18 protein-coding genes are annotated in these 17,637 nt (G+C 67.7%); 13 read left to right on the top strand and 5 right to left on the bottom strand.

Going from position 1 to position 17,637, the window contains the following annotated elements; translation table 11 throughout:
* Nucleotides 1-31 precede the first annotated feature (31 nt).
* Genes G5B31_RS02725 through xylA form a run of 4 tightly spaced genes read left to right on the top strand, consistent with a single transcriptional unit; the run spans nt 32 to nt 4,875 of the window.
* Nucleotides 32-1,381: a sugar ABC transporter permease gene (locus G5B31_RS02725; protein WP_165013514.1), complete on the top strand. Its 1,350-nt coding sequence runs from the start codon at nt 32-34 to the stop codon at nt 1,379-1,381.
* Nucleotides 1,381-2,139, top strand: a complete 759-nt coding sequence (locus G5B31_RS02720) for an ATP-binding cassette domain-containing protein (RefSeq protein ID WP_165013512.1) — start codon at nt 1,381-1,383, stop codon at nt 2,137-2,139. The genes G5B31_RS02725 and G5B31_RS02720 overlap by 1 nt, the downstream gene beginning before the upstream one ends.
* Nucleotides 2,139-3,572, top strand: a complete 1,434-nt coding sequence (gene xylB, locus G5B31_RS02715) for a xylulokinase (RefSeq protein WP_165013510.1) — start codon at nt 2,139-2,141, stop codon at nt 3,570-3,572. The genes G5B31_RS02720 and xylB overlap by 1 nt, the downstream gene beginning before the upstream one ends.
* A 1-nt stretch (nt 3,573) precedes the next feature.
* Nucleotides 3,574-4,875 (top strand): xylose isomerase, encoded by a 1,302-nt coding sequence (gene xylA, locus G5B31_RS02710; RefSeq protein ID WP_165013508.1) that lies wholly within the window; start codon nt 3,574-3,576, stop codon nt 4,873-4,875.
* A 59-nt stretch (nt 4,876-4,934) separates the two neighbouring features.
* Here the strand turns inward: xylA and G5B31_RS02705 are convergent, their stop codons facing one another.
* Both G5B31_RS02705 and ubiG read right to left on the bottom strand, forming a co-directional pair.
* Nucleotides 4,935-5,792, bottom strand: a complete 858-nt coding sequence (locus G5B31_RS02705; protein ID WP_165013506.1) for a YihY/virulence factor BrkB family protein — start codon at nt 5,790-5,792, stop codon at nt 4,935-4,937.
* 58 nt (nt 5,793-5,850) lie between these two features.
* Nucleotides 5,851-6,585: a bifunctional 2-polyprenyl-6-hydroxyphenol methylase/3-demethylubiquinol 3-O-methyltransferase UbiG gene (ubiG, locus tag G5B31_RS02700; protein ID WP_165013504.1), complete on the bottom strand. Its 735-nt coding sequence runs from the start codon at nt 6,583-6,585 to the stop codon at nt 5,851-5,853.
* A 55-nt stretch (nt 6,586-6,640) separates the two neighbouring features.
* Between ubiG and pip the strand changes: the two genes are divergently transcribed.
* The 8 genes from pip to G5B31_RS02660 all read left to right on the top strand — a co-directional run bounded on the left by pip (nt 6,641) and on the right by G5B31_RS02660 (nt 14,637).
* Nucleotides 6,641-7,612: a prolyl aminopeptidase gene (gene pip, locus G5B31_RS02695; RefSeq protein WP_165013502.1), complete on the top strand. Its 972-nt coding sequence runs from the start codon at nt 6,641-6,643 to the stop codon at nt 7,610-7,612.
* Between the two features lie 78 nt (nt 7,613-7,690).
* Complete coding sequence (locus G5B31_RS02690) at nt 7,691-8,323, top strand: flavin reductase family protein (protein WP_165013500.1); 633 nt, start codon at nt 7,691-7,693, stop codon at nt 8,321-8,323.
* A 118-nt stretch (nt 8,324-8,441) separates the two neighbouring features.
* Entirely contained in the window at nt 8,442-9,494 is a 1,053-nt protein-coding gene (locus G5B31_RS02685) for a peptidase M29 (protein ID WP_165013498.1), read from the top strand.
* A gap of 22 nt (nt 9,495-9,516) precedes the next feature.
* Nucleotides 9,517-10,824 carry an acyl-CoA dehydrogenase family protein gene (locus G5B31_RS02680; RefSeq protein WP_165013496.1) on the top strand — a complete coding sequence of 436 codons (1,308 nt, stop codon included), beginning with the start codon at nt 9,517-9,519 and terminating at the stop codon, nt 10,822-10,824.
* A complete protein-coding gene (locus G5B31_RS02675) occupies nt 10,824-12,107 on the top strand; it encodes an alpha/beta fold hydrolase (protein ID WP_165013494.1) in 1,284 nt (427 codons plus the stop codon). The genes G5B31_RS02680 and G5B31_RS02675 overlap by 1 nt, the downstream gene beginning before the upstream one ends.
* Nucleotides 12,104-12,790 carry a TetR/AcrR family transcriptional regulator gene (locus G5B31_RS02670; RefSeq protein ID WP_165013492.1) on the top strand — a complete coding sequence of 229 codons (687 nt, stop codon included), beginning with the start codon at nt 12,104-12,106 and terminating at the stop codon, nt 12,788-12,790. The genes G5B31_RS02675 and G5B31_RS02670 overlap by 4 nt, the downstream gene beginning before the upstream one ends.
* Entirely contained in the window at nt 12,780-14,120 is a 1,341-nt protein-coding gene (locus G5B31_RS02665; RefSeq protein WP_165013490.1) for a glutamine synthetase family protein, read from the top strand. Before G5B31_RS02670 ends, G5B31_RS02665 begins: the two co-directional genes overlap by 11 nt.
* A 10-nt stretch (nt 14,121-14,130) precedes the next feature.
* Nucleotides 14,131-14,637, top strand: a complete 507-nt coding sequence (locus G5B31_RS02660) for a flavin reductase family protein (protein ID WP_165013488.1) — start codon at nt 14,131-14,133, stop codon at nt 14,635-14,637.
* Here the strand turns inward: G5B31_RS02660 and G5B31_RS02655 are convergent.
* Nucleotides 14,634-15,314 (bottom strand): FCD domain-containing protein, encoded by a 681-nt coding sequence (locus G5B31_RS02655; protein ID WP_205911767.1) that lies wholly within the window; start codon nt 15,312-15,314, stop codon nt 14,634-14,636. The two genes, G5B31_RS02660 and G5B31_RS02655, sit on opposite strands and share 4 nt — an antisense overlap.
* A gap of 157 nt (nt 15,315-15,471) precedes the next feature.
* On the opposite strand from G5B31_RS02655, the gene secB reads away from it, so the two are divergent.
* Nucleotides 15,472-15,981, top strand: coding sequence for a protein-export chaperone SecB (secB, locus tag G5B31_RS02650; protein ID WP_165013484.1), 510 nt, complete (start codon nt 15,472-15,474; stop codon nt 15,979-15,981).
* Between the two features lie 17 nt (nt 15,982-15,998).
* On the opposite strand, the gene G5B31_RS02645 is transcribed toward secB, so the two are convergent.
* Complete coding sequence (locus G5B31_RS02645; protein WP_165013482.1) at nt 15,999-16,313, bottom strand: 2Fe-2S iron-sulfur cluster-binding protein; 315 nt, start codon at nt 16,311-16,313, stop codon at nt 15,999-16,001.
* A 7-nt stretch (nt 16,314-16,320) separates the two neighbouring features.
* Complete coding sequence (locus tag G5B31_RS02640; protein WP_165013480.1) at nt 16,321-17,613, bottom strand: glutamine synthetase family protein; 1,293 nt, start codon at nt 17,611-17,613, stop codon at nt 16,321-16,323.
* Nucleotides 17,614-17,637 lie beyond the last annotated feature (24 nt).

The raw sequence follows: 17,637 nt of genomic DNA, 5'->3' as shown, positions 1-17,637 counted from the left end.
GCCCCTCTCCCTTCTGTCCGGCAGGTGATCCATGACCCAGGCGGCCCCCGACGCCGCGCCCGCGCAGCCGCGGCGCAGTCTTCTCGAAACACTGGAGATCGACACCCGGCTTCTGGGGATGATCGGCGCCTTCCTGGTGATCTGCATCGCCTTCCAGGGCTGGACCGGCATCCGCGCGCTGCCCGAGTTCAGCTGGAACCCCTTCGCCTGGCTGGCGAACGGGCGGTTCCTGATCCCGCAGAACGTGTTCAACATCACCATCCAGGTGGTTTCCGTGGCGATCATGGCCACCGGCATGGTCTTCGTCATCGTCACCCGCCACATCGACCTGTCGGTGGGCGCGATCCTGGCGCTGTGCTCGGCGCTGATGGGGGTGCTGCAGGTGACGATCCTGCCGAAGACGCTGGCGCTCGGCATCGGCCATCCGGCCATTGCGCCCTTGGCGATGCTGGCCGGGCTGGCGCTCGGCATCCTGATCGGCGGCTTCACCGGCTGGCTGGTCGGCTACCAGCGCATTCCCTCCTTCATCGTCACCCTCGGCGGGCTGCTGATCTGGCGCAATGTCGGCTGGTATATGACCGACGGCCAGACCCAGGGGCCGCTGGACGCCACCTTCATCCTGTTCGGCGGCGCCGAGGGCACGCTGGGCCCGCTGTGGAGCTGGGTCGTCGGCATCGTCGCCTCGGCCTTCGTGCTGTTCGGCCTGATGCAGGCCCGCAAGGGGAAGATGCGCCACGGCTTCGCGGTCAAGCCGATTTGGGCCGAGGCCGTGCTGGCCGCGGTGGCCTGCGGCGCCATCCTCGGCCTGATCGCCATGCTGAACGCCTACCAGATTCCCGCCGGCAAGCTGAAACGCATGTTCGAGGCCAAGGGCGAGGCGATGCCCGAGGGCTATAGCGTGGGCTTCGGCCTGCCGGTCTCGGTGCTGATCCTGGCGGTGGTGGCCATCGTGATGACGGTGGTGGCGAAGCGCACCCGCTTCGGCCGCTACGTCTTCGCCACCGGCGGCAACCCGGATGCGGCGGAGCTTTCGGGGATCAACACCCGCCTGCTGACGGTGAAGGTCTTCGCGCTGATGGGCTTTCTCTGCGCGCTGTCGGCGATCATCGCGCAGGCGCGGTTGCAGAACCACACCAACGATATCGGCACGCTGGACGAATTGCGGGTGATCGCCGCGGCGGTGATCGGCGGCACCGCACTGGCCGGCGGCATCGGCACCATCCACGGCGCGCTTCTGGGCGCCCTGATCATGCAGGCGCTGCAATCGGGCATGGCGATGGTGGGCGTGGACAGCCCGTTCCAGAACATCGTCGTCGGCATGGTGCTGGTGATCGCGGTCTGGATCGACATCCAGTATCGCAAGCGCAAGGGGATCCGCTGATGGACCGGCAAGGAACGCCTCTGGTCGAGATGCGCGACATCTCGATCGCCTTCGGCGGCATCAAGGCGGTGGACCATGTGTCGATCGACCTCTACCCCGGCGAGGTGGTGGGTCTGCTGGGCCACAACGGCGCCGGGAAATCGACGCTGATCAAGTGCCTGTCGGGGGCCTATCAGGCCGATGCCGGGGAAATCTACGTCAACGGCGCGCGGGTGGACATCCGCAACCCCCGCGACGCCCGCGCCCTGAACATCGAGACGATCTACCAGACGCTGGCCTTGGCGGACAATCTGGATGCGGCCTCGAACCTGTTCCTGGGGCGCGAGCTGGTGACGGCTTTCGGCATGGTCGACGACTCGGCGATGGAGGCCGAGACGCGCAAGATCATGGGGCGGCTGAACCCCAACTTCCGCAAGTTCAAGGACCCGGTGTCGGCGCTCTCCGGCGGGCAGCGGCAGTCGGTCGCCATTGCCCGGGCGGTCTATTTCAACGCCAGAATCCTGATCATGGACGAGCCGACCGCCGCGCTCGGCCCGCATGAGACCCGGATGGTGGCGGAGCTGATCCAGGAGCTGAAGCGCCAGGGCCTGGGCATCTTCCTGATCGAGCACGACATCCATGCTGTGATGGACCTCTGCGACCGGGCGGTGGTGATGAAGAACGGCCAGCGCGTCGGCACGGTGAACGTGGGCGAGGTGACGGATGACGACATCCTGGGGATGATCATCATGGGCAAGAAACCCGCGCAGGCCTATTGATGTATATCGGGCTGGACCTTGGCACCTCGGGCCTGAAGGGGGTGCTGATCGGCGAGGATCAGGCGGTGCTGGCCGAGGCCACCACGCCGCTGACCGTGCAGCGGCCGCAGGAGGGGTGGAGCGAGCAATCCCCTGCCGACTGGATCGGCGCGGCCGAGACGGTGATGGACCGGCTTTCCGCGCATGGCCTTGGTGCGGTGAAGGGTATCGGGCTTTCGGGCCACATGCACGGCGCGACGCTGCTGGATGCGCGCGACCAGGTGCTGCGGCCCTGCATCCTGTGGAACGACACCCGCGCCCATGAGGAGGCGGTCGAACTGGACGGCGACCCGATGTTCCGGCGGGTGTCGGGCAACATCGTCTTCCCGGGGTTTACGGCGCCGAAGCTGCTCTGGGTCGCCCGGCACGAGCCGGCGATCCGCGACAAGGTGGCGAAGGTGCTGCTGCCGAAGGACTACCTGCGGCTCTGGCTGACCGGAGAGCATGTCGCCGAGATGTCGGACGCTGCCGGCACCAGCTGGTTCGACACTGGCGCGCGGGACTGGTCGGACGACCTGCTGGCGGCGACCGGCCTGACCCGCAGCCACATGCCGCGGCTGGTCGAAGGATCGGCGGTTTCGGGCCATGTTAGAGACGGTTTGGCCGCCCGCTGGGGCCTGCCGAAGGGTGTCGTCGTGGCCGGCGGCGGCGGCGACAACGCGGCCTCGGGCGTCGGCGTCGGCGTGGTGCGGGCGGGGGAGGCTTTCGTCTCGCTCGGCACCTCGGGCGTCCTGTTCGCGGCCAATGACGGCTATCAGCCGGACCCGGAGACGGCGGTGCATACCTTCTGCCACGCCCTGCCGGGGACCTGGCACCAGATGGGGGTGATCCTCGCCGCCACCGACGCGCTGAACTGGTTCGCGCGGATGGTGGGAACGGATGCGGCCGGGCTGACCGGCGACCTCGGCCCGTTGCAGGCCCCAGGCAAGACCGTGTTCCTGCCCTATCTGGGCGGCGAGCGGACGCCGCTGAACAGCGCCTCGGTCCGCGGCGCCTTCACCGGGCTGGAACATGCCACCGACCGGGCCGCGGCCACGCGGGCGGTGCTGGAAGGCGTGACCTTCGCCATCCGCGACAGCCGCGATGCGCTGGCGGCGACCGGGACGCGGCTGAACCACCTGCTGGCCGTGGGCGGCGGCTCCCGGTCGGACTACTGGCTGCGGCTGATCGCCACCGCGCTGGACGTGCCGGTCCAGCTGCCGGTGGCCGGCGATTTCGGCGGCGCCTTCGGCGCGGCGCGGCTGGCGCTGATGGCCGCCACCGGCGCCGGGGCCGAGATCGCAACCCTGCCGAAGATCGCCCGGGTGGTGGAGCCCGACCGCAGACTGACCGCGGCGATGGATGCCGGCCATGCCCGCTTCCGCGCCGCGCAAGACAGGATCAAGGACCTATAGCATGACCGACTTCTTCAAGGGCATTCCCGCCATCCGCTACGAAGGCCCGGAAAGCACAAACGAATTCGCCTTCCGCCACTACGACCCGGACGAGGTGATCCTCGGCAAGCGGATGGAGGACCACCTGCGCTTTGCGGTGGCATATTGGCATTCCTTCGCCTGGCCCGGCGGCGACCCCTTCGGCGGCCAGACCTTCGAGCGGCCCTGGTTCGGCGACACCATGCAGCTTGCGAAGCTGAAGGCCGACGCGGCTTTCGAGCTGTTCGGCATCCTGAACGCACCGTTCTACTGCTTCCACGATGCCGACATCCGGCCCGAAGGCGCGACTTTCGCGGAAAGCCTGCGGAACCTGGAGGAGATCGTCGAATACCTCGGCCAGAAGCAGGAGAGCCACGGGACGAAACTGCTCTGGGGCACCGCCAACATGTTCAGCCACCGCCGCTGGATGGCCGGCGCGGCGACCAACCCGGACCCGGATGTCTATGCCTATGCCGCCGCCACGGTGAAGGCCAACATGGACGCCACGCTGAAACTCGGCGGGCAGAACTATGTCCTCTGGGGCGGGCGCGAGGGCTATGAGACGCTTCTCAACACCGACCTGAAGGCCGAGCGCGCCCATGCCGGGCGGTTCCTGCAGCAGGTGGTGGACTACAAGCACCGGATCGGCTTCAAGGGCGCGATCCTGATCGAGCCGAAGCCTCAGGAGCCCTCGAAGCACCAGTATGACTACGACGTGGCGACGGTCTACGGCTTCCTGAAAGAGTTCGGGCTGGAGACCGAGGTCAAGGTCAACATCGAGCAGGGCCATGCCATCCTGGCGGGGCACAGCTTCGAGCACGAGATCGCGCTGGCCTCGGCCCTGGGCATCTTCGGGTCGATCGACATGAACCGCAACGACTACCAGTCCGGTTGGGACACCGACCAGTTCCCCAACAATCACGCCGAGAAGGCTCTGGCCTTCTACGAGATCCTGAAGGCGGGCGGCTATGCCACCGGCGGCACCAACTTCGACGCCAAGATCCGGCGGCAGAGCCTGGACCCCGAGGACCTGGTTCTGGCCCATGTCGGCGGCATGGACACCTGCGCCCGGGCGCTGAAATGCGCCGCGGCGATGCTGGAAGGCGGCGAGCTGGAGGCGGCCCGGAAGGAGCGCTATGCCGGGTGGCAAACGCCGGCGGCCAAGGCGATGCTGGCGGGCGACCTTGCTTCCGCGGCGTCCCGGGTCGTGGCCGAGGGGATCGAGCCGCAGCCGAAGTCGGGCCGGCAGGAGCGGCTGGAAAACCTGTGGAATCGGTATCTCTAGGGGCCTCGTCGTGCGCCTTCGGCTTCTTCTCGAAGAGCGCCGAAGGCACGCGATGAGCGTCAGCGGCGGCCCATGGCGCGGTAGAGGCGGTGGCGGGCGTCGAGTTCGGCGTTGATCGCGCCGCCGACCAGGATCGCCCAGACCGACAGGTAAAGCCACATCATCAGGATGATCACCGCACCGATGGAGCCGTAGATGCGGTTGTAGCTGTTGAAGTTCGACAGATAGGTGGAAAAGCCGATCGACACCCCCGCCCAGGCCAGCGCCGCGAAGACCACGCCGACCGTGATCCAGCCCGAGCGGAACCCGCCCGGCACGTTGGGGCCGAAGCGATACAGGATCGACAGGCAGGTCAGCACCAAGAGGAACATGGCGACCCAGGGCAGCAGGCGGGTCAGCACCGCCTCGAAGGTGCCGAAACTGACGTAGTTCAGCAGGATCGGCACGATCACCACCGTCGCCAGCGCGGCAAGTAGCGCCCCGATCAGCGCCGCGGTCAGCACGAAATCCACCAGCCAGCCGCGCAGCCAGCGCCGCGGCTTGGCGCGGTGCACCACGTCCAGCCCCTGCACCAGCGCCGAGACGCCGGCGCGGGCGGAATAGAGCGCCAGCATTAGCGATACGAAGGTGGTCCAGCCCAGCGTCGCCGCGGGGGCGGTCAGCAGCTCCATCACCTGGCCGTGGATCAGGTCGGCGGCATCGGGCGGCAGGAAGCGCTCGGCGATCCCCAGATAGCCGGAGATCACCTGCGGGTCGGACATCAGGCTCCAGATCGCCACCACGGCGGCTAGGCCGGGGAAGACCGCGAACATGGCGTAGAAGGCCACGCCCGCGGCGATCAGGCCGAAATGCCCGTCGCCCACGCGCAGCCAGACCGCCGAGACAAAACGCCAGAAATGCCGCCAGAACCTCAACATCCGGCCAGAATGGCCCGAGGGGCGGCACGGCGCAACGAGGTTTCCGCCACCCGCGCCGTCAGCGGCGGATGCTGGCGGTGACGTAGTTCACCGAAAGGTCGCGGTCCGACAGGCTCCAGCGCCAGCTGACCGGGTTGAACACCATGCCCTTGCGGTCCACCGGGTCCAGCCCGGCGCGGCGGAGCAGGTCGTAAAGCTCGTCCGGGGTCATGAACTTCTGCCAGTCGTGGGTGCCCTTCGGCAGCCAGCGCATCACCCATTCGGCGCCGACGATGGCCAGCGCGAAGCTTTTCGCATTGCGGTTGAGGGTGGAGCAGACCATCAGCCCGCCCGCCTTCAGCAAATCCCGGCAGGCGGTCAGGTAGGCCAGCGGATCGGCCACATGCTCCACCACCTCCATGTTCAGCACCACGTCGAAGCGCTCGCCCGCTGCGGCCATCGCCTCGGCGGTGGTGTGGCGGTAGTCGATGGCCAGGCCCGACTGCTCGGCATGGATGCGGGCAACGGGGATGTTCCGCTCGGCCGCATCGGCGCCGACCACATCGGCCCCGAGCCGGGCCATGGGTTCCGACAGCAGCCCGCCGCCGCAGCCGATGTCCAGAAGGCGCAGGCCCTTGAAGGGCAGCGGGCCGGTCAGGTCGCGGCCGAACTCGGCGGCGATCTGGCGGGTGATGTAGTCCAGCCGGCAGGGGTTCATCTGGTGCAGCGGACGGAACTTGCCCGCAGGGTCCCACCATTCGGCGGCCATCGCCTCGAACTTCGCCACCTCGGCGGCATCGACGGTGGTTTCCATGGGCCTTCCCCTTTGCGCTTCGACTCGGGCTTCGCCCGGGTTATATAGGGTGTCGATGGATCACAGATCAGTCCAAAAGCGCGCAGTCGAATACCTTTACCCGCCGGTCGACCCCTTCGACCAGCGCGTCATCGACATGGGCGACGGCCACAGCATCCATGTCGAGCAATGCGGCAACCCCAACGGCGTGCCGGCCTTCGTCTTCCACGGCGGGCCGGGCGGCGGCTGCTCGCCGGCGATGCGGCGCTACTTCGATCCGGCGCATTACCGGATCGTGCTGTTCGACCAGCGCGGATGCGGGCGGTCGCGGCCCCATGCCTCGGTCCAGGACAACACCACCTGGCATCTGGTGGCGGATGTCGAACGTATCCGGCAGGCGCTGGGAATCGACAGCTTCGTTGCCTTCGGCGGCAGCTGGGGCGCGACGCTGGCGCTGGTCTATGCGCTGACCCACCCGGAAAGGGTGCGCCATCTGGTGCTGCGCGGTGTCTTCCTGATGACGAAGGCGGAACTGGACTGGTTCTACGGCGGCGGGGCGGGGGCCTTCTTCCCCGATCTCTGGCAGCGCTTCGTGTCGCCGATCCCGCCGGAGGAGCGCGGCGACCTGATCGCCGCCTATCACCGGCGCCTCTTCAGCGGCAATCTGGCCGAGGAGGGCCGCCACGCAAGGGTCTGGGCGCAGTGGGAGAACGCCTTGGCCTCGATCCAGTCCGAGGGCGGCTTCGGCGAAGGGCCGTCGGATTATTCCCGCGCCTTCGCCCGGCTGGAGAACCACTATTTCCTGAACGGCGGCTTCCTGGAAAGCGACGGCTGGATCCTGCGCGAGCGCCATAGAATCGAGCATATCGGGGCCACCGTGGTGCAGGGCCGCTACGACATGGTCTGCCCGCCGGTCTCGGCCTGGAAACTGGCGCAGGGCTGGGCGAAGTGCCAGCTGCGGATGGTGGGCATGGCCGGGCACGCGCTGTCGGAGCCGGGGATCAGCGAGGCGCTGGTGCAGGCGACCGATGCGCTGCGGGCACGATAATTCTGCGAATTATCGAAAATCCCTTGCACCCCCCGGCCTCCCTTTGCCAAATGCCGGCAGGCAGCGAAGGGAAGGCCGATGCGATACGATCTGGATCAGGTGGCGGAACCCATCGCCTACAAGCTGCTGGCGGCGACGACGATCCCGCGGCCCATCGCCTGGGTGGTGACCAAGGGCCGCGACGGCGGGCTGAACGCCGCGCCCTATTCCTTCTTCAACGTCATGGGGTCCAACCCGCCGACGCTGGCGCTGGGCATCATGGGCGACCCGAAGCGCGGTTTCAAGGACACCGCGCAGAACATCCTCGACACCGGGGAATTCGTGGTCAACCTGGTGCCGGAGCGGCTGGTGCAGAAGATGAACCTGACCTCGGCCGACGCGCCGCGCGGGGTGGACGAACTGGCCTTCGCCGGGCTGGAGACGCTGCCCTCCACCCATGTCGCCCCGCCGCGGATCGCGGAAAGCCCGGTCAGCTACGAATGCCGGGCGCTGTCTTCGGTGGTCACCGGGCCGAACCAGGTGGTGGTGATCGGCCGGGTGCTGGCGGTGCATATCGAGGACCGCTTCCTGCTGGACGCCGACCGCGCCCATATCGACACCAACGCGCTGGAGCTTGTCGCGCGGTCCTTCGGCAGCGACTATGTGCGGACGCGGGACACCTTCAGCCTGGCGCGGCCGACCTGGGCGCAACTGACCGGCGAAGGCTCCTGATTTTCGTCGAAAATCAGATTCTCGAAAATCCTGTTGACAGCTTCGCCTGCCCTGTGAATGCTTAACTCCAGAGTAAAGAAATTCGCGCGAACGCGAATCGTCAACAGGGAGTGCTGCGATGCTGCAAGAGCGCATCGAAGGCAAATGGCTCGCCGCCTTTCGCCGGGTCTTCGCCTTGAACGGAATCGGCAAGGGGACGCGGATCGCCATCCTGTCGGAAACCCAGTCGCGCCCGGTGCTGGTGCATCTGTGCGAACTGGCCGCCTACGACCTGGGCGCCGAATTCTGCATGATCCAGATGCCCACCCCGGTGCAGACCGCCCCGGTCCCGGTGAAATCCACCGGCACCAGCTGGGCGATCCAGGGCAACCGCGCGGTGATCGAGGCGCTGAAGCTGTGCGAAGTGATCGTCGATTGCACGGTGGAGGGGCTGATCCACGCGCCGGAATGGCCGGAGATCGAGGATGCGGGCCGCACCCGCCTGCTGGTGATCACCAACGAACACCCGGAAATTCTTGAGCGGACGGAGCCGAAGGCCGAGCACGGGCCGAAGGTGCAGCTGGGCATCCAGATGCTGCGCGAAGCGTCGGAGATGCGGGTGACCTCGCCCCTTGGCACCGACCTGACCGTGGACCTGCGCGGCGCGCCCTGCGGCGGCACCGCCGGCTTCGGCACCACGCCGGGCGCGGTGGCGCATTGGCCGGGCAGCCTGTGCCTGGCCTTCCCCGGCAAGAACGCGGTGAACGGCCGGATCGTCATGGGCGTCGGCGACATGAACCTGACGTTCAAGACCTACCTGACCAGCCGGATCGACTTCACCATCGAGAACGACTTCGTCACCAGGATCGAGGGCGACGGCATCGACGCCCTGCATTTCCGCGAATACATGGAAGCCTGGGACGACCGCAACGCCTATGGGATGAGCCATGTCGGCTGGGGGATGCATCCCGGCGCGAAATGGGTCAGCGCCGCGATGTATGACAAGCGCGACATGCAGGCGGTGGAGTTCCGGGCGCTGGCCGGCAGCTTCCTCTGGTCCACCGGCGCCAACCAATATGCCGGCCGCTACACCCTTGGCCATTTCGACCTGCCGATGCGCAACTGCACCATCGCGCTGGACGGCCGCGTCGTCGTCAAGGACGGCGTGCTGCAAGGCGACCTGGCCCTCTGACCCTTTCCCGAAAGAGACCGACATGAGCGACATTGCCGACTATTACGACCTGTCCCGCATCCGCCCCGAAGTGCAGAAGGTGCTGCGCAAGGTGAACGAGCTGGGGCCGAAATTCGCCGAGCGCGCCAGGGGCGTGGATGACGACGCCTCCTTCCCGGTGGAGAACTACAAGGACCTGGCGGATGCGGGCTTCCTGGGCCTGTCGATCCCCGAGGAGTTCGGCGGCTGGGGCTTCTCCATGGGCGAATATGCCATGGTCGGGGCCGAGATCGGCAAGTATTGCGGCGCCACCGCGCTGACCTTCAACATGCACAACAGCTCGATGGCCTGGTCGCGCTTCATGTTCGAGATGCCGAACCTGACGCCCGAGGAAAAAGCCGAATTCGCCCCGCTGCGCGAGCGGCAGTTCCTGCGGGCGATGAAGGAACGGGCGATCTTCTCGCAGCCGATCTCGGAAGGCGGCCAGAACTGGACCTCGAAGCCGAACCAGACCCAGGCCCGCGCGGTCGAGGGCGGCTGGAAGATCAACGGCTTCAAGAAATTCGCCTCGCTGGCCGGCTATTGCGACTATTACACCATCGTCTGCACCGAGGTCTTCGAGGGCCAGGAACCGCGGCACGAGGACACGATGCTGTTCGTCGTCCACAAGGACGCGCCCGGCCTGACCGTCAAAGGCGACTGGGACCCGCTGGGGATGCGCGGCACCAACTCGCGCGACCTGATCCTGAAGGACGTCTTCGTCACCCGCGACGACCTGCTGATGCCGCGCGGCATCTTCGGCAAGACCCTGCCCAACTGGCCGCACATGATGGCCACGCTGTCGCCGACCTACATGGGCGTAGCGCAGGGCGCCTTCGACTTCACGGTGGACTACCTGAAGGGCAAGATCCCGGGCCAGCCGCCGATCGACCGGCGGATGTATGCCACCAAGCGGGTGGCGGTGTCGAAGATGTATGCCCGCCTTGCCAACATGCGGGCGCTGTGGTGGCAGGCGTTTTCCGAATGCAAGGGCTTCCCCTCGAAGGGCGAGGTGATGCGGATGTATGCGGCGCAATACAACGTCATGGAGGGCGTGCAGGAGATTGCCGCCATGGCGATCCGCACCTGCGGCGGCCAGTCGATGCTGAAATCGTTGCCGCTGGAGCGGATGTATCGCGACAGCCGCTGCGGTGCGCTGATGCTGCCCTATACCTCGGAGATCATGGAGGACTATATCGGCGTCCTCGCGCTTTACGAGATGGACGAGCTGGACGATGCCCCCGGCGACGAGGGCGGCGCGCGCAACTCGCTGTGGCGCGGCGACTCCGGCACGCTGCGGATGCTGCGCTGATGGGGCGCGACACGGTTCAGGTCACGGGGCGCCTCGACGCCGGCCCGGATCAGGTCTGGGCCGTGTTGCGCGACTTCTGCGGGCTGTGGCATCCGTGGATGGCGACGATCCGTGCCGAGCGCGACCCGCGCGGCGCGCTGGTCCGGGCCTTCACGGTGACGGGCGAGGATACGCTCTACCGCGAGCAGCTGACGTATTTCTCCGACAGCGACCGGGTGCTCGGCTACACCCATCTGGAGGGGATCGCGGGCTGCGAAGCCTATGACGCCCGGGTCACGGTGTCTCCGGCGACCGGCGGCGGGTCGGTGGTCGGCTGGTCGGCGGTGGTCCGGGCGCCGTCGTCGCGCCTCGGGCCGATCTGCGAGGGGACGAAGGCGGTCTACGAGGCCGGGATCGCGGCGCTGGCCGGGCTGAGGGGCGAGTTGCCCGCGCCCGAGCCGCTGCCTGCCCCGGTGCCGGTGGAGAGGATGGTCTTCGACGACCTGCCGCGGCTGGCGCTGGACGTGACGCCCGACCGGGGGGACGGCCGGCTGTGCCTGTTCCTGCACGGCATCGGCGGAGCGCGGAGCAACTGGCATCAGCAACTGCAGGCGGCGGGCAGCGTGATGCGTTGTGCGGCGCTGGACCTGCGGGGCTATGGCGACTCCACCCTCGGCCCGCGGCAATCCATCGTCGACGATTATTGCGCCGACATCCTGCGGGTGGCCGAGGTTCTGGGGGCGAAACGGCTGGTTCTGGTCGGCCTGTCCTATGGATCGTGGATCGCCACCTCCTTCGCCATGCGCTACCCGGAGATGCTGGATGGGCTGGTCCTCTCCGGCGGCTGCACCGGCATGTCCGAAGCGGGCCCCGACGAGCGCGAAGCCTTCCGCATCAGCCGCGAGGTGCCGCTGAACGCCGGACAGGTGCCGGCCGATTTCGCCCCGGCGGTGGTGCAGGTTCTTGCCGGGCCGGGGGCCTCGGAGCAGACGAAAAAGCGGCTCTACGACAGCATGGCGGCCATTCCGGCGGCCACCTACCGCGACGCGCTGGTCTGCTTCACCAACCCGCTGGAGCGGTTCGACTTCGGCAAGCTGACCATGCCCGTGCTGCTGATGACCGGCGAGCATGACCGGCTGGCCCCGCCCGCCGAAATCCGCGGCGTGGCGGGCCGGATCTGGGACGCCGCCCCCCGCCCCGACGTGCGCTTCGAGGTGATCGCCGGCGCAGGCCATGTCTGCAACGTCGAGGAGCCCGGCCCCTACAACCGCCACCTGACCGAATTCCTGCGTAAGCTGCCATGAAACCGCTTCCCCGCCGCCAGCAGAACCGGCTTGACCGCGAAAGGCGCATCCTGGATGCGGCTTTGAAGGTCTTCTCCGAAATGGGCTATTCCGGCACCACCATGGATGCCGTGGCCGCCGAGGCCGGGCTGACCAAGCCGACGCTCTATTCCTACTTCCCGTCGAAGGAATCGCTGTTCCAGGCGATGATGCTGGGCAAGCGCGACCGGATGCTGGACGTGTTCGAGCATCCCTCGCCCGAGGGCATGGTGCAGGACCTTTACACCTTCGCCTGGGACTATGCCGATACGGTGATGCGGCCCGACCTGCTGTCGCTGGCGCGGCTGATCATCGGCGAGGTGCAGCGCTTCCCGGAAATCGGCCGGGCCTACCAGGCCAGCGGCCCCGACCATCTGCTGCGCGGCATCATGCGCTATCTGGCGGATCGGCGGGACGAGGGGCTTCTGGACTTCGAGGATGCCGAACTGGCGGCGCAGGACCTCTGGGGCCTGATCCTTTCTGCCCCGCGGACTCAGGCTCTGTATATGCCGGATTCGCCCCCCGACCGGGCGACGCTGGCGCGCTACATCGACAACGGCCTGCGGGTGTTCCTGAAGGCCTATTCCACCGCCCCGCAGGCGGACCTCCAACAACTCGAAGCGCTGAAAGGCGCGCATCCCCAACAGGTGAGACATGACGCTTGACGACTTCCTTGCCGATCCGGCCAGCCGCTTTGCCACCGTCGGCATGGCCGATACCAACGGGCTTCTGCGCGGGCAGATGGTCTCGGTCGGCAGCCTGAAGGGGATTGCGAAGAACGGCATGGGCATGGCCCCGGCGCAGCTGGCGCTGGACCCGACCGATGCCATGCTGACCATCCCGGGGGTGAACGACGACAGCGGCGACTTCCACGACGACCCGCTGGTGCTGGACCCCGCCTCGGTGCGCAAGCTGCCCTGGTCCAAGCCCGGCCACGACCTGCTGGTGCTGTCGAACTACACCGGCGCCTCGGCCGAGATCTGCCCGCGCGCGATCCTGAAGAAGGTGCTGGCACGGGCCGAACAGGCCGGTTTCGTGCCGAAATACGGCATGGAGCTGGAATATACACTGTTCGACGAGACGCCGGAAAGCGCCCGGGCCAAGGGCTACCGCAACCTGAAGCCCGCGACCATGCACGCCAGCCACGACCTGATCCTCTATCAGGTTGTCCAGACCGAATGGTATGAGGCGATCTCCGCCATCTGCGAGCCGCTGAAGATCGACCTCGCCAAGATGCACGAGGAGATCGGCGCCGGCTTCATGGAGGCCTGCATCGGCGCGGGGACCGGGGTCGAGCCGGCCGACCAGATCGTGCTGCTGAAGAACTTCATCCGCGCGCTGGCCCTGCGGCAGGGCAAGTCCGTCACCTTCATGCCGCGCTGGAACGAGAACGCCGACAGCCAGTCGATCCACCTGCACATCAGCCTGAAGGACAAGGCCGGCAAATCGCTGTTCTGGGAAGACGGCCAGAAGAACGGCGTCAGCCAGACCTTCCGCTGGTTCCTCGGCGGCTTGCAGAAATACATCGGCGACATGACGCTGGTGTTCCAGCCCACGGTCAACAGCTACCGCCGCTTCGCGCCGGGCACCTTCGCGCCGCCCGGCCTGACCTGGGGCTACGAGAACCGCACCACCTGCTTCCGGCTGGTCGGCCATGACGCGGGCAGCCTGCGGGTGGAAAACCGCCTGCCGGGTGCCGATTCCAACCCCTACCTGACCGCCGCCGCCACCATCGCCGCCGGCGTCGCCGGCATCATCGGCAAGGTCGAGCCGGACCCGGAGGTCATCGGCTCGGGCTACGCGCAGGAACCCAGCCGCGACTTCGCCCGCTCGATGCCCGAGGCGATCGAGCGGCTGGCCGGGTCGGACTTCGCCAAGGACTGGCTGGGCCCGCGCTTCGTCGAGGCCTTCACCTCCACCCGGCGATGCCAATACGATGAATTCCGCCGCCGCGTCCCGGACGTGGAGCTGGAACGCTTCTTCGACCTGGGCTGAGGAGAAAGCCATGGACCTGCGCGCCGCCTTTCTGGAAGGGATGAGCCGCGCCGCGACCTTCGTCGCGGTCGCCACCACCGACGGGCCGGGCGGGCGCGCGGGGGTGACGATCTCCTCGCTGACCTCGGTCTCGGCGGATGGCGAGCAGCCCTCGCTGCTGGCCTGCATCCATCACCTGTCCCCGGCGGCGACGGCGATCCTGAAGAACCGCGCCTTCTGCGCCAACCTCCTGGCCGAGGACCAGCAGCCGCTGTCCGATCTCTTCGCAGGCCGCGGCGGCGACGACCACGGCGCGCGCTTCGACCGGGCGGACTGGCAGGCCGGGCCGATGGGTCAGCCGATGCTGGCGGGGGCGACGGCGACCTTCGAGTGCCGGCTGGCGACCGCGATGCTGTGGGAGACGCATCACATCATCGTCGGCCGGGTCACGCAGATGGTGCTGGCCGACAACCCGCACGCGCTGCTTTACGGCCAGCGCGCCTATCGCCGGGCGGTGGGGCTGGAGCCGAAGGGCTAGACCGCCGCCATCTCGCGGAACTGCGCCTCGACCCGCTCCGCCGTGGCGCGGTAATGCCCGGCCAGCAGGTCGCAGGCGCGGCCGGCATCGCGCGCCAGCGCCGCCTCGGCGATGGCCCGGTGTTCGCCCTGCACGTCGCGCCGCATCGGCGCGGTGCGGGCCATGGTGGGCAGGCGGTAGCGTTCGCATTCGGCATAGAGCCGGTCGAACTGCTCCAGCATCCGGGGCGAGTGGCAAGCCGCGATCAGCGCGCGGTGGAAATCGTGGTGGCGGGTCTCGAACTCGTCCTGGTCGGCCTCGGTCCCGGTCTCCTCCACCCGCTTTGCCTGCAACACCAGCGAATGCAGCGCCGCGACGATGGCGCCTTCCCAGCCGTCGCCGCCGTCGCGGATCGACAGCCGCAGCGCCTCGGTCTCCAGCAGGATGCGGAAGTTGATCGCGTCCCACATCTCGGCCGGCGACAGCGGCGCCACGGTGAAGCCCTTCAGCGGCATCAGCACCACCAGCCGCTCGGCCTGCAGCCGGCTGAGCGCCTCGCGCAGCGGCGACTGGCCCATGCCGTAGCGGTCGGACAGCTGGTGCATCCGCAAGGGCTCCTGCGGTTTCCAGTGGCCGCGCAGGATGTCGCGGCGGAGGCTCCGGTAGGCGTCTTCGGTCAGGGTGGTGCTGCGGGGCATTCGGGTTACCTTGCGTTCGATTGCAGGATTACCGATTTCGCCGAAGGTTGTCGAGAATCCGCAATGCCGCGGTCCTCCGCTTGGCATTGAGCGGGGCCGACGGCTCTGGTAAGCACGGGCCGACAGGCGGCGCGGCCGCCAGAGGAGAGGCATCACGATGACCGAAGAAACCGCCGGCGCGAACGGCGCCCCCGCCGCCGCCCCGCAAGTGAAGATGCAGGTGCTGGCGCAATACATCCGCGACATGAGCTTCGAGAACATCGTCGCGCAGAAGGGCATCAGCGGCGCCGAGGTGCAGCCCGACATCCAGGTCGCGGTCAGCCTGGACGCCCGCAAGCGGCAGGCGGAGCACCAGTATGACGTGGTGACCAAGTTCAAGGTGACCTCGAAGAACAAGGTCAACGGCGAGACGCTGTTCCTGCTGGAGCTGGAATATGCCGGCACCTTCCTGGTGGAGGGCGTGCCGGAAGAGCAGCTGCATCCCTTCCTGCTGATCGAATGCCCGCGGCTCTTGTTCCCCTTCGTCCGCCGCATCATCAGCGATGTGACGCGCGACGGCGGCTTCCCGCCGCTGAACGTGGACAGCGTGGATTTCCTGGCGCTCTACCGGCAGGAGCTGGCCCGCCGGGCGCAGGCGTCCGCCGCCCCCACGACCACGCCGAACTGACCGGCCCGGCCCCGGCCCTAGGGCTGGGGCACGATCAGCACGATGCCGTCCAGCGCGGGCGACATCTTCAGCTGACAGGACAGACGAGAGGTCGGGCGGCGCTCGGCCTCGGCCACGTCCAGCATCGGGTCCTCGAAATCCCCCGCCGGTCCGGTCCGGTCGGACCAGTCGTCCGAGACATAGACATGGCAGGTGGCGCAGGACAGGTTGCCGCCGCATTCCCCGATGACATTGGGGATGTTGTTGGCGACCGCGGCCTCCATCAGGTTGAGACCTTCCTTCACCTCGGCGGTGATCTCGCGGCCGTCGGGCAGGATCCAGGTGGCTTTCATCGCGTCCTCAGAGATACCAGATATACCAGTCGCGCAGGGCGTCGCCCTCCAGCGCCGCGGTCTTCTCGACCTCGGCGCGCTTCATGAAGATGTGGTTGTCGACCAGCCCCTGCCCGACCGCGGCGGAAAGTGCGGTGTCGGCGGCCAGGTCGTCGATGGCCTCGGCCAGTGAGGCCGCCACGCCATGGCCGGCATCGTTGCCGGTGAAGCCGTCGCCGGTCTCCTTCGGCGGCAGGTCGTATCTGCCTTCGTATCCCAGCAGCGCCGCCTGAAGGATCGTCGCCACCGTGGTATAGGGATTGGCGGCGGCGTCGGGCATCCGGTGTTCCAGCCGCGCCTTCTTGCCGCCCTCGGCGCTGACCCGCACGGTGACGTTGCGGTTGTCGCCGCCCCAGTTGCACCAGTAGCCCGACAGGCTGGCCGGTTGCAGCCGGGCATAGGACAGCGCGTTCGGCGCCGTCAGCCCGGCAATCGCCTTGTGGTGCCGCATCCAGCCGGCGATGCAGCCATGCGCCAGATCGCTGAGGTCGTCCGGGTCGCCCCTTTCGCCCTTGGCCAGCGCGTTCTGGCCGTTGCGGTCGGTGAAGGACAGGTTCACATGCAGGCCCGAGCCGCCCTTGCCCGGGATCGGCTTCGGCAGGAAGGACAGGATCACCCCGTGGTCAAGCGCGATCTCGCGCGCCATCTGCCGGAACAGCACCACGGTATCGACATGCTCCACCGCGGTGTCGAAGGTCAGGGTGAATTCGAACTGCGGGGTGTCGTATTCGGCGGTGATCAGGTCCAAGGGCAGGCCGATCTCATGCGCCTTGTTCCAGATCGCGTCACAGAACCGGCGCGGATCGGTGAAATTGCCGGTGCCGTAGACCACCCCGCCCGGGTTGTCGTAGGGCACGATCTTGCCGTCTTCGTTGCGGGTGAAGGCATAGGCCTCCAGCTCGATCCCCACCTTCGGGGTCAGCCCGTGCCGGGCCCAGGCCGCCACCGCCCGCTTCAGCGCCCCGCGCGGGCACAAAGGCAGCGGCGTGCCATCGCCCTGATACAGGTCCCCCAGCACCACCTTGGTCGCCGGCTCCCAGCCGGGCCGGATCTCCTCGGCCTTCCAGCGCAGCGCCATGTCGGGCAGGCCCTCCAGGCATTTCGTCCCCGGCGCCTCCAGCAGCAGGTCCTTGTCGTAATGCACGCTGAAATTCGGCTGGGCGAAGCGGCTTTCGTCATCTCTCATCTTCGACGCGGGCAGATATTTCCCCCGCATGATCGACAGATGATCGCAGAACATCGCGCGCAGGCGCTCGGACATGTGGCATCTCCCTGGTGTGCGGTC

Source organism: Rhodobacter sp. SGA-6-6, assembly GCF_011043545.1.
Taxonomy (GTDB): domain Bacteria; phylum Pseudomonadota; class Alphaproteobacteria; order Rhodobacterales; family Rhodobacteraceae; genus Pseudogemmobacter.
Note: the sequence above shows the minus strand (reverse complement) of the source record. Positions and strands in the feature narration are given on the sequence as shown.